The following is a 13,327-nucleotide window of genomic DNA, read 5'->3' as shown; positions in this document are numbered from 1 at the left end:
AAGATTATGTGGTTATTATAGCAAAGAGGATACACCTGTTCCCATTCCGAACACAGAAGTTAAGCTCTTTAGCGCTGATGGTACTTGGTGGGCAACTGCCTGGGAGAGTAGGACGTAGCCACGTAATCTTTTTTTATGTACTAAAAGCTTATAATAAAATATAAAGTGAAAAAGCACCCACTAGAATAAATTTTATTTAGTGAGTGCTTTTTATTATACTATTATTTTGACATGATAGATTTTACAAATTCATTTAGTTTATCTAGTCCTGTTAAGAAAGTTTCTTCACTACAAGCATATGAAATACGTATGTAATTATCTAATCCAAATGCTATTCCAGGAACAACTGCAACTCTATATTCAGACAAGAATTGATCACAGAACTCTATAGAAAGACTTTTATTGTATTTAAACTTATCTGCCACCTTAGAAATATCTATGAAAACGTAGAAAGCTCCGTTTGGATATATATAATCTACGTCAGGGATAGTATCTAATTTAGCCGTAATTAAATCTCTTCTTTGTTTATAAGTTTCTACCATATGATCTATATCTTTAGTACAATCTTTAAGTGCAGAATAACCTATATATTGTGCAGTTAAAGATGGATGAGATACTAAGTGACCTTGGATAGAACTCATCGCCTTGGCTATAGTTTTATTTGATGCTGAGTACCCTAGTCTTAAGCCAGTCATGGCAGCAGACTTTGCGAAACCATTTATAGTAACAGTGATGTCTTTTGCTTTTTCACTTATAGATGCTACAGATACGAAGTCATTGTTAAAGCGTATTCTCTCGTATATTTCGTCTGCAAGTATATAAATACCTTTTTCGATACATACATCAACTATAGCAATTAATTCTTCTTTTGTATAAATACTTCCTGTTGGATTTGAAGGGTTATTTAAAATTAGAAGTTTTGTTTTATCTGTTATACTTTTTTCCAATTCTTCTCTAGTTAATTTAAAGCTGTTTTCTTTTTTAGTATCTATTGGAACAGGAACAGCATTAACTATTTTAACCATTTCAGAGTAGCTTACCCAGTATGGTTTAGGTAATAAAACTTCATCACCAGGATCAGTTATAGTTAATAAAGCATTAGTTATAGAGTGCTTAGCACCACTAGATACTACTATTTCATCTGGAGAATAGTTACAATTATTTTCATTGAGTAATTTTTTACAAATTTCCTCTCTAAGTATTGTTATCCCTGGAACTAGATCGTATTTAGTGCAATCTTTATTTAAAGAATCTATACCATAAGCCTTAGCAGTGCTAGGAACAGTAAAATCAGGCTCTCCTATACTAAGATTAATTACATCAATTCCTGAATTTTTCATTTCTTTAACCTTTGAACTTATGCCTATTGTGTAGGATGGAGTTATAAAGGATAGTCTACTAGATAACATAAAATACCTCCTTCTAATGATTAAATATATTATTTAATGACCAACTATATTATACGACACTTTGATGAAATTAAATATAAAAACATAAAATTTAGTAATAAATGATCTATTTAAGATAAACAAAAAATAAAAAAATTTATATTCTTTTTTGAAGTTGTTAGAAATGCTTATGTTCAAATTATTGATATAGTATTTTCAATGATTTACGGGATTTGACTAAAATATAGAATTTTGGTAATCTTAATTAGTAAATAATAAAAAACTGTCCCTTTAACTTTGTTGAAGGGGATTTTTTTAGACTTGTACACTACATATAGTGTTTAGAATATAGATTTAATACAACATATTGTGGTATTAGGAGGAGGTCAAATTTGATTAATTTCGTAAAAAAAAGAGATGGAAGAGTAATACCTTTTAATGAGGATAGGATAACAAGGGCTATATTCTTAGCTGCAGCTACAGTTGCTGAAAGAGAAGGAACAGTTCCTGATTATAAATTAGCAGAGCAATTAACACAAGAAGTAATAAAATTACTAAACAGCCAGTATAGGGATTCTATACCGGGAGTTGAAGATGTACAAAATGCTGTAGTAAAGGTTCTTATAGAGACAGGACATGCTAAGACTAGTGAAGAATACATTATTTATAGAACTGAAAGAAGTAGAATAAGAAATTCAAAAACTAGATTAATGAAATCAATAGAAGAAATAACTTTTGAAGATGCGAAAGATGCTGATATAAAAAGAGAGAATGCAAATATAAATGGAAATACAGCTATGGGAACTATGTTACAATACGGTAGTACAGTTTCTAAGGAATTTTGTAAGACTCATATATTAAAACCCGCACATACATTTGCTCATGATAATGGTGACATACATATACATGATATGGACTTTTTGAATATGGGTACACTTACTTGCTGTCAAATTGATGTAAAGAAATTATTTAGTAATGGGTTCTCAACAGGTCATGGATTTTTAAGAGAGCCAAACGATATAATGAGTTACGGAGCTCTTGCTGCTATAGCTATTCAAAGTAATCAAAACGACCAACACGGTGGACAGAGTATTCCTTTCTTTGACTATGGTTTAGCAGAAGGTGTATATAAGACATTTAAGAGGCTTTATATATCTAATATATGCAAGGCGTTGAGATTATTTAAAGGTATAGAAGCTAATGATACTGTAAAAGAAGTGGTATATGAAAATGAAAAAGAAACAGGAATAAAACTAGGATTAAAACAAGATGATACATACCTAGCAAGTGAAAGAGAAAAATTAAAGGCTGCTTTTAGTATAGATGAAGAGCTTGCTAAGAATATACAAAGATTTGCGCTTGATGAAGCTACTAAAGAAACTGACAGAAGAACATATCAATCTATGGAAGCTTTTATTCATAACTTAAATACAATGCACTCTAGAGCTGGTGCACAGGTACCATTTAGTAGTGTAAACTTTGGAACGGATATCTCAGAAGAAGGAAGAATGGTAACTAAGAATTTACTTTTATCACTAGAAAAAGGTCTTGGTAATGGAGAAACACCTATTTTCCCTATATTAATATTCAAGGTAAAAGAAGGTATAAACCTAAATCCAGAAGATCCTAACTATGATTTATTTAAATTATCTTGTAGAGTTTCTGCGAAGAGATTGTTCCCTAACTTTAGTTTCTTAGATGCACCATTTAATGCTAAGTATTATAAGGAAGGTGATCCTGAAACAGAGGCTACATACATGGGATGTAGAACAAGAGTATTAGGAAATGTTTGCGGGCCTGAAACAGTTAGCGGAAGAGGGAATTTATCATTTAGTACGATAAACCTTCCTAGATTGGGAATAAAACATGGTATAGTAAATAATGATAAGGCTGATATTAAAGGATTCTATGATGAATTAAACCAAAAGATAGATTTATTAATAGATCAATTATTAGAAAGATTAGAAATTCAATCAAATAAAAAAATGAAGAACTTCCCATTCCTAATGGGACAAGGAGTATGGCTAGGTTCTGATCAGTTAGGTCCAGAGGATACATTGAGAGAAGTTATAAAACAAGGAACACTTACAGTAGGATTTATAGGGTTAGCTGAATGTCTTGTAGGTCTTACAGGAAAGCATCATGGTGAAAGCGAAGAATCTCAGAAGTTAGGGTTAGAAATAATTTCACATATGAGAAAAAGAATGGATGAAGCAACTGAAAAGTATAAATTAAACTTTTCATTAATGGCTACACCAGCAGAAGGTCTTTCAGGTAGATTTACAAGAATTGATAAAAAAGCATATGGAGAAATAAAGGGAATTACAGATAGAGAATACTACACAAATTCATTCCATGTTCCAGTTTATTATAATGTAAAAGCGTATGATAAAATAAGATTAGAAGCTCCTTATCATGAACTTACTAATGCTGGGCATATAACTTATGTAGAATTAGATGGAAACCCATCTGATAATATAGAAGCTTTTGAAACCATAATAAGAGCTATGAAAGAATCTGGAATAGGTTATGGTAGTATAAATCATCCTGTAGATAGAGATCCTATATGCGGTTATTCTGGAGTTATAGAAGGAGATATATGTCCTTCATGTGGAAGAGATGAAAAAGAAAGTGATATAAAGTTTGAAAGAATAAGAAGAATAACTGGATACTTAGTTGGAACTGTAGACAGATTTAATAATGCTAAAAAAGCAGAAGTTAGAGATAGAGTAAAGCATAAATAATGGTTAATAGATGTTTACCTATAAAATTTAAATACTAGAGTTACAGATCAATGATTTATATTATGGAGGAAGAAAAATGAAACTTAGAATTGCATCTCCAATAACTACAGATAGCATAGTGGACGGACCAGGGCTTAGAGCTGTAGTTTGGACTCAAGGTTGTCAACATAATTGTAGAGGTTGTCACAATCCAAAAACTCACAGTTTAGTTGGAGGGTTTGAAGTTGATACAAAAGATATTATAGAAGAAATAAAATCCTTAAAATTGCATAAGGGAATAACTTTATCAGGAGGAGAACCATTTTTACAACCAGAGGCATTAGAGGAGATAGCTAGAGAAAGTAAGAATATTGGATTAGATGTATGGGCATATACTGGGTTTACATTTGAAGAACTGTTAAAAAACAATAACCCTTCTTATTTGAAAAATCTAAGTCTTCTCAATAATATAGATGTATTGGTTGATGGAAAGTTTATAGAAAACAAAAGAGATATAAATTTAAAGTTTAGAGGATCGTCTAATCAAAGAATAATAGACGTTAAAAGAAGCTTAGAGTCTGAAAAAATAATACTGAATGAAGAGTATATGAAATAAAAATTAATACTAGAGTCAAAATAGCCGAGGAATATAAAAATTCACTTGGCTATTTTATTTGTTAAATATGGAATTTTAAATATGTCCTAGTATATCATTATCATTGTTATCTATAGCATTTGCACTATATTTAATATTAAATGTTATAGTAAAAATTAATGACAATATATATTTATATAAGAAATAATAGTAGAGTTAGTTTTGGAACAATAACAGAGATTATAATATTTTTTGGTTTTGGAGTAACTGCACTATTTTCTCCATTGATGCACTTAAACGAGATATTAGTAATTATAGCAATTTATTTCTTTTTATTAGGAATGGATTTTATAAAGGACTTTAGAATGGAGATTATACCTAAAAAGACTAAAAATAAATTAAAGAGAAAAGTTAGAATCACTTTACCTGTTTTTTAGTTACATTAATACCACATAAAGTTTTAAAAGAAATAAATGCATACTTTGAAATAAATGATGATGACAATAGTGAAACCTATATAGTGTTTGAAGAAAACAAGAAGCTAGAGAATGAGTATAAGGATTATGCGAGTGAATTGTACAAGGCTACACAGGCAGATTTTTTAAAATTTAAATCTGGAAAATTTAGAACTTACTTTGGATTGGATAATAACTGTGTAATATTAGTAGATAGTGTAATAGGTAATTCTGGGATAATTATTTAGCTCCTACTCGATTTCTCATTATATTGAATTATTAAATAATAGTTTTACATATATTCTCAAAAATCTAGAATCTTTATAAAAATAATTCGTTGTTAATATAATCTTAATAAATTTAACCATACCTTAAATCTAGCTTTACTCACACTTAACATAAGCATAGTAAAATGTAAATTGTAGAAAAGAAAAGGGGGAGATAAATATGGCTAATATAACATTAGAAAATATCAAAAAAAGTTATAGTAGCAAAAATACTGTTATAGAAAACCTAAACTTACAAATTGAAGATGGTTCTTTTACAGTACTTGTAGGTCCATCAGGCTGTGGTAAATCTACAACACTTAGAATGATCGCTGGATTAGAGGATATTACATCAGGTAGTTTATTTATAGGAGAAGATAATGTAACTAATGTAGATGCAAGTAAAAGAGGAATATCTATGGTATTTCAAAATTATGCATTGTACCCTCATATGTCAGTAAGGGAAAATATAGAATTTGGTCTAAAAAACAACAAGGTAAAAAAAGAGGACAGGGATAGATTGATAAATGAGGTTGCATCGACTGTGGGGTTAGATGAATATTTAAGTAGAAAACCTTCTGATCTTTCAGGCGGACAAAGGCAAAGGGTAGCATTAGCTAGAGCAATGGTAAAAGTACCTAAAGTATTCTTAATGGATGAACCCTTATCTAATCTAGATGCTAAGTTGAGAAATCAAATGAGAAGTGAATTAATACAACTTCATAATAAATTAAAAACGACTTTTGTATATGTAACACATGATCAGGTAGAAGCGATGTCGATGGCAGATAAAATTGTTATTATGAACAAAGGTGAAATAATGCAACAAGATAGTCCAAAACAGATATATACAAATCCGAAAAATGTATTTGTAGCACAGTTTATTGGAAATCCGGCTATGAACATAATAAAATTTGCTGGGAATTGTGAAAGTGATTTAAGTGAAAAATTTAGTTATGGTTTTAGACCAGAAAAAGTAAGATTTGAACAAAATAAAAATTCAGAAGTTCTAAAATTAGCAGGTAAGGTAGTAACAAGGGAAATACTTGGTTCTGAGGTGATTTATTCAGTTTTAGTTGGAAATGATAGAATAATGATCAAAATAGAAGATGATAAGTATATAGTCAATCAAAATATAGAGCTTATTATAAATAAAGATGATATCTACTATTTTGATAATAAAGATGAAAGGCTTACAGACGAGCTTGAGACACATAAGTTATTCTTAAAAATTCAAAGAGGAGTAAGAATAAATGAAAAAGCAATTTAAACCATATGTATATGCACTTCCAGCATTACTTGGAATGATTGTATTTGTGATTTATCCAATTATACATACTATTTATTTAAGCTTCCAAGCAGGAAGTTTGATAAGTCCTAACTTACAATTTGCTGGGATAGAAAACTTTAAAACCTTATTAAATGATGCAGATTTTATAAAGTCGTTAAACAATACAGCGATTTATACTGTAGCAATGGTTGGTATATCAATATCCTTAGCATTATTGTTTGCAGTGTGGTTAAATAAACAATCTTTCATGCATAAGCTTACCCAAACAGTAATATTTACTCCACATGTGGTATCTCTTGTATCTATAGGAGTATTATTCATGTGGATAATGAATCCAGATTATGGTTTTTTTAATTGGGCTCTTAATTTAATTGGTATTCCACCATCTAAGTGGCTTTCAAGTGAAAAAACAGCTCTTTTTTCAATAATTCTAGTGGGGATTTGGAAAACAGTAGGGTACAATACCTTAGTTCTTATAGCAGGACTTCAAAGTATACCAGGGTATATTTATGAATCTGCAAAACTAGATAATAGTAGCAGTATCAAGACATTTTTTAAAATTACTTTGCCTCTATTATCTCCGACAATATTCTTTTTATTGATTACAACAACTACATCGTCATTTCAAGTGTTTGATTTAATAAATGTTATGACAAAAGGTGGGCCAATAAACTCAACTAATATGCTTGTGTATTATGTATATGAGGCAGGATTTAGATATTATGATATTGGTATAGCTTCTGCAGCAAGTGTATTTATGATAGTGATAATTGGTATTCTTACATTTGCACATTTTAAATTGTTATCAAACAAAATACACTATCAATAAAAAACCAGCTAGTTAAAGTCAACAGTTTTTAAAGATATTTTATAATTATGTTTTTTGTATAGCAAATAAACCATCAATTATACGTGAATTTTCGATGGCCTATTTTGATCTTGCCATTCATATTATTTTTATAATAATTAAGCAAAACAGGGTTTATTGCCTCAGAATTACGCTTAGTTCTAATTGAAGCTAATACGATAGCATATAAGGCCCTTCGGCCTATGCGTGGACAACGTTTAGATATATGATTATTGTTACCCTTAGATTCACCAACACCAGGTATAGATTAATATTATCAACAATACTGGCTGGTATTTCTCCACTAGAAAGTAAGTTGTAGATTTCAGATATTAATTTTATAAAAAGGCTAACTGAAGGTATTTAAATAATATTAGCACTTTTGGCAGTATTGATTAATTTATAATATTTATCTTCAGCATAAGCAATACCTTTTTTAGATTTTAAAAGTATACTAATTAAATCGTCTTTATTGGCAGATAAAATATCATTTGGTTTAGTATATAATTTTAATATCTCGATTTGTATTTCAGAGGATAAATATTCAAACCTTTCCAAAGTATGATTTGTTCTAAATGGTTTACTGTAAGTTTCACCGTTAGGTGTAAGTATAGCAACAATTGAAAAATCTGATGCTACATCTATTCCGATTACTGTGTATTAATAAATCTTGATATTTTAATATTCCCTTATTTTTTATATATTGAGCTAGAATAGAGATTCCATTTCTATCAGTAATTCTACAACCTTGTCTGTGACACGAATAATTCCCTTCGGGGAAATTCAACCAGCTAAACATAGAACTATTACTGATGGAATGATACGCTATTTTTCGGGTATAGGATCTCTAAGATCACCCAGGGGGGATACATCTATCCTCTATTCAGTAAAGATTATACTATATTTGTCAAAGTTGAATCATCCGTTAGGAAGAATTTTAATAGAAAACAATTAAAGAAATGAATTAAGATCCGATAGGATTTTATACAAATTTAAAAATTAAGAAAAGTTGTTAATATTCGTTAGATTATTAGAAAGTTTTCTATCAAATGTTACAACTACATTATACAAGGAGAGATAAATTTGGAAACTAGAAAACAAGTAATTTATATGGAAGATAAAGCAAACGGAGAAAATAGATTTAAAGAAATATTTAAAATAATTTTTAAAGGAATTGAATTACTAACTTTGATATTCATGATAGTTATATTCGCCTTTCCTTTTATATGGATGATATCAACTTCTCTGAAAACTACTCAAGAGGCGATTATGATACCACCGACAATCATTCCATCAGAAATGATGATAGAAAACTATATAAAAGCATGGAGCTCAGGACCATTTTTTAGGTATTTAGGAAATAGTTTATTTATAACTATGTCTATACTAGTCTTACAGTTTGTAGTTATGATACCAGCAGCTTATGCATTCTCGAAATTTAAATTTAAAGGGAATAAATTCTTATTTGGAATAATTTTAACAGGCCTTATGGTACCACCTCAAATTACTTTTTTACCAGTATACAAGATGATGAGTAATCTAGGTCTTATAAACACATATATCCCATTGATACTGCCATTTATAACTTCATCATTTGGAATATTTCTTCTAAGACAAAACTTTATGCAAATACCAAATGAAATAATAGATGCTGCAAAACTTGATAACTCAACAGATTTTAAAATAATGTGGAAGATAATGTTGCCTATGGCAAAACCAGCGATGATAACCTTTGGCCTATTTAGTTTTATATATCATTGGAACAACTATTTCTGGCCACTAGTAATGAGCAATACTGACCTAGTAAGAACACTTCCTATAGGTGTAGCAATGTTAAAAGACAGTGAGGGGATTGTCAACTGGAATGTAGTAATGGCAGGGAATGTAATGTTAACGGCACCAATACTAATTATATATATATTTTTGAATAAACAAATCAAAAAAGCATTTGCTTATTCAGGTATAAAATAATATAAATTCTTATTTTTGGAGGAGAGAAAAATGAAATTAAAGAAGATTATATCTACATCAATGGCATTAGGATTAATAGCATTATCACTTACAGGATGTAACACAACAAGTGGAGAAAGTAAAACTTCAGATAGTAAAACACAGATAGAGTTTTGGAATGCTCTTACAGGTAAGAATGAGGAAATTGTTAAAAGTTTTGTGGATAAGTTTAATGAACAAAGTGAAACTGTTGAAGTGAAAATGGTATCTCAAGGTGACTATTGGGAAAATGGAACAAAACTCCAAGCAGCAATTGCAGCAGGAAACCAACCAGACTTAACTATGCTTGAGATAACACAAGTAGCCCAATTTGCTTCAGTAGGTGCATTAGCAGACATAGGGGAACAAATTAGTAAAGAAAAGAAAAATGATTTTTTACCAGGGCTTATGAGAGAATCAGAATATGATGGCAAAACTGTTGCTGTACCATTAAATAGAAGTACTCCATTATTATACATAAATAAAGAAATGTGTGAAGGAGCAGGGTTAGATCCATCAGGTCCTAAAAATTGGGAAGAACTAAAAGATTATGCAAAGAAACTTACAAATGAGGCAGATGGAGTAATAGGTCTTGCTGTACCGATAGATATATGGTTCTATGAAGCATTAATTTATGGACAAGGTGGAGAAATGATTGATAAAGACAATAAAGTAGCTTTTAACAATGAAAAAGGTGAGAAAGCTTTAGGTCTATGGCAAGACATGATGAAAGATGGAATAATGCAGTTACCTCCAGGAGAAGGTTATGATGCTTGGGATGCAGCTAAAGATGCATTTATAAACAATAAAGCAGGGATGACTTTTCAATCTACTGCTAGTTTAACAGGGCTTATGGAACAAACAGAAGGAAAATTCACAGTAAATACAGCTTTTATACCAGGAGACACTCAATTCGGTGTTCCAACAGGTGGTGCAAATATAGTTATGATGGAAAATTCAACTGAAGATGAGAAGAAAGCAGCTACAGAGTTTATCGAATTTATGACTGATACGGAAAATGTTGTTGATTTTAGTATGGAAACAGGATATATGCCAATTACTAAGAGTGCTCTTGAAAGTGAGAGAATAGCAAAACTATATGAAGAAAAGCCTCAATATAAGGTTGCGGCAGATCAGTTGAAATACTCTTCTAAAAGACCTGGTGTTGTAGGATATGTAGAAGCATCTGAAAAGCTTATGAATGAGATGAAAAAAGCACTTCTAGATTTAGATTTAGATGTTAAGGAAACAATTAAAAGTGCAACTTCTATTATGCAAGGAGTTATAGATAAGAATAATAAGTAGTGGAGGTATAAACTTGAGTAGAGCTATTGTAATTTCAATTGATTCACTATTTACAAGTGATATAAACCATATTAAAGATTTGCCAAATTTCAAAAAAATATTAGAAGGTTCCTCAATAGTTAAAAATATTGATTGTGTATATCCTACACTTACCTACCCTTGTCATACAAGCATAATTACAGGTGTGTATCCAGATAAACATGGGATAAGTCACAATGAAAAACTGATGCCAGAAACCAATTCCCCAGATTGGTACTGGTACAGTAAGGATATAAGAACGGAAACAATCATAGATATAGCAAAAGAAAATAATTTAAAAACTTCTACTATTTTATGGCCAGTAACTGGTGGCTGTAACTCTGATTATAATATAGCAGAGATTTGGACGAAAACAAAAGATGAAGATCCTTTTCAGGTATTTAATGATAGCTGTACGAAGGAATTAATGGAAAAAATTTATCCAAAGCACTCACATATAATTAAGTGGAACACGGAACCTCATTTAGATGAGTTTGGAGTATGTTGTGCTGAGGATATAATCCGTGAATATAAGCCTGATATTATGTTTATACATTTAGCTTATCTAGATCATACTAGACATAAATATGGCCTTATGAATGATAAGGTAATATCATCTTTTGAAAAGTATGATGAATGGTTAGGAAGGTTGATAAATGCACTAGATGAAGCAGAGGTTTATAATTATACTAATTTTATCATACTGGGTGATCACGGCCAGTTAGAAGTAGATAAAGTAGTATGCCCAAATATTATTTTAAGAGAAAATAATTTGATTGAGTTAGATAAAGATGGTAATTTAATAGATTTTAAAGCAATATTTAAATCAGCTGGTAAATCAGCACATCTTATAATTAAAGATTCAGATAATAGAGTAGAAATAGACAAAATTGTTTCTGAAATGATAAATGATAATGTACTCGGTATAGAGCGTATAATTAATAAAGAAGAGTTGAAAACACAACATAGATTAGATTGTGAAGCTGAATTTGTAATAGAAGGTTGTGAAGGCGTAGCTTTTAGTAATTCATACGTAGGTGATATAGTCAAAAAAGTAGATAATACTAATTATAAGTACAGCTTAGCTACACATGGTCATCTCCCAAGTAAGGGAGATAAGCCGCCTTTTATAGCAAAAGGACCTGATATAAAAGAAAATACAATTATAGATGGAGGAAACCTTGTAGATGAAGCTCCCACAATTATGAAGATATTTAATATAGAAATGAAAGATATTGATGGTAAGGTGTTAAAAATTTTAAAATAAATATGTCTACTGAGGTCTGCCGTAAAGTAATTATATATTACTTACGGCAGTTTTTTATTATATATATGACAACTACGATATTATTCGAAAATATTGAAAATTATAACTATTATTAAAGTAATTATCAATATCGTAAAATTGCTTTAAATAGTTATATGGAATCCTTATATTTCGTCTGATTTTTAAGGGAAAAATAAAAAATTAGAAGAAATATAAAGTTTTATGTAGAAATATATAGAAAGAAAAGATATATTAAATTTATTGTATAATAAGAAAAGAGTTATAAATAATATTACTTTGCGTAGATTTGAAATATTACTAAAAAAATACAATGATATAAAAGTTATATTAGAAAAATAGCACTTTTCAACTAATAGTGGAAAGAACCAAAGTTATATTGACATTTATATAAAAGCCTAATACTATCAAAGACACTTACAAATAAATACCTAGAGGAAATGGAATATATGAGTATTTCCAAGAAATATTAAAAAGTGCATTGAACTTAATGAACCTCCGTATACCGAACGGTACGCATGGTGGTGTGAGAGGACGCTAAATAAAATAATTATTTAGCTCATAATCGATTTAATTAGTAAAAAATAATAGATTAATAAAGTCGGGGAAAATGTGGATAAAAAACATAACTACCAACTTTATAATGCATGTAAGTTGTAGATAATGTGGATAATATAAAACATAAAATAGAATAGTAAAAAAACTAATAAAAAAATAAAAAAAGTTGTTGACGGTAAAAAGAAAAGTTGATATAGTAATACTTGTCCTTGAAAAACAGACAACAAGCGACAAAACAAGATAATAAATTCAGATAAGAATTTATTAGATCAATTGAACTTTGAAAATTAAACAGTAGGTTAATTTATAGAATTGAAACAACACAAACCAAGCCAGATATTCAGATAATGATTAGTCTGAGCAAGGAAAACAAAACTTTTATTTGAGAGTTTGATCCTGGCTCAGGATGAACGCTGGCGGCGTGCCTAACACATGCAAGTCGAGCGAACCCTTCGGGGTGAGCGGCGGACGGGTGAGTAACGCGTGGGTAACCTGCCTCATACACATGGATAACATACCGAAAGGTATGCTAATACAGGATAACATGTTTTTATCGCATGATAAAAATATCAAAGCTCCGGCGGTATGAGATGGACCCGCGTCTGAT

General features: G+C 30.1%; 10 protein-coding genes and 2 rRNA genes. 11 read left to right on the top strand and 1 reads right to left on the bottom strand.

Annotated features, from left to right (window positions below; translation table 11 throughout):
• Positions 1-7: 7 nt before the first annotated feature.
• Positions 8-124 (top strand): 5S ribosomal RNA (gene rrf, locus BUB34_RS11800).
• A gap of 97 nt (positions 125-221) precedes the next feature.
• Here rrf and BUB34_RS11795 read toward each other — a convergent pair.
• Positions 222-1,409: a pyridoxal phosphate-dependent aminotransferase gene (locus BUB34_RS11795; RefSeq protein WP_073127544.1), complete on the bottom strand. Its 1,188-nt coding sequence runs from the start codon at positions 1,407-1,409 to the stop codon at positions 222-224.
• A 371-nt stretch (positions 1,410-1,780) separates the two neighbouring features.
• Between BUB34_RS11795 and BUB34_RS11790 the strand changes: the two genes are divergently transcribed.
• The 10 genes from BUB34_RS11790 to BUB34_RS11740 all read left to right on the top strand — a co-directional run.
• Positions 1,781-4,132: an anaerobic ribonucleoside triphosphate reductase gene (locus BUB34_RS11790; RefSeq protein WP_073127542.1), complete on the top strand. Its 2,352-nt coding sequence runs from the start codon at positions 1,781-1,783 to the stop codon at positions 4,130-4,132.
• Between the two features lie 76 nt (positions 4,133-4,208).
• Positions 4,209-4,727 carry an anaerobic ribonucleoside-triphosphate reductase activating protein gene (gene nrdG / locus BUB34_RS11785; protein WP_073127540.1) on the top strand — a complete coding sequence of 173 codons (519 nt, stop codon included), beginning with the start codon at positions 4,209-4,211 and terminating at the stop codon, positions 4,725-4,727.
• Between the two features lie 158 nt (positions 4,728-4,885).
• Positions 4,886-5,143, top strand: a complete 258-nt coding sequence (locus BUB34_RS11780; protein ID WP_073127538.1) for a hypothetical protein — start codon at positions 4,886-4,888, stop codon at positions 5,141-5,143.
• A gap of 83 nt (positions 5,144-5,226) precedes the next feature.
• Positions 5,227-5,409, top strand: a complete 183-nt coding sequence (locus BUB34_RS11775; RefSeq protein WP_073127536.1) for a hypothetical protein — start codon at positions 5,227-5,229, stop codon at positions 5,407-5,409.
• Between the two features lie 199 nt (positions 5,410-5,608).
• Positions 5,609-6,697, top strand: coding sequence for an ABC transporter ATP-binding protein (locus BUB34_RS11770; RefSeq protein WP_073127534.1), 1,089 nt, complete (start codon positions 5,609-5,611; stop codon positions 6,695-6,697).
• Positions 6,681-7,547, top strand: a complete 867-nt coding sequence (locus BUB34_RS11765) for a carbohydrate ABC transporter permease (protein WP_073127532.1) — start codon at positions 6,681-6,683, stop codon at positions 7,545-7,547. Before BUB34_RS11770 ends, BUB34_RS11765 begins: the two co-directional genes overlap by 17 nt.
• A 1,101-nt stretch (positions 7,548-8,648) precedes the next feature.
• The gene (locus tag BUB34_RS11755; RefSeq protein WP_242948886.1) at positions 8,649-9,536 is read left to right on the top strand and encodes a carbohydrate ABC transporter permease; all 888 of its coding nucleotides are present in this window, start codon (positions 8,649-8,651) and stop codon (positions 9,534-9,536) included.
• 30 nt (positions 9,537-9,566) lie between these two features.
• The gene (locus tag BUB34_RS11750; protein WP_073127528.1) at positions 9,567-10,859 is read left to right on the top strand and encodes an ABC transporter substrate-binding protein; all 1,293 of its coding nucleotides are present in this window, start codon (positions 9,567-9,569) and stop codon (positions 10,857-10,859) included.
• Between the two features lie 13 nt (positions 10,860-10,872).
• A complete protein-coding gene (locus tag BUB34_RS11745) occupies positions 10,873-12,144 on the top strand; it encodes an alkaline phosphatase family protein (protein WP_073127526.1) in 1,272 nt (423 codons plus the stop codon).
• 954 nt (positions 12,145-13,098) lie between these two features.
• Positions 13,099-13,327 (top strand): 16S ribosomal RNA (locus BUB34_RS11740); the annotation flags it as partial.

Source organism: Asaccharospora irregularis DSM 2635 (genome assembly GCF_900129815.1).
Classification (GTDB): Bacteria; Bacillota; Clostridia; order Peptostreptococcales; family Peptostreptococcaceae; genus Asaccharospora; species Asaccharospora irregularis.
Note: the sequence above shows the minus strand (reverse complement) of the source record. Positions and strands in the feature narration are given on the sequence as shown.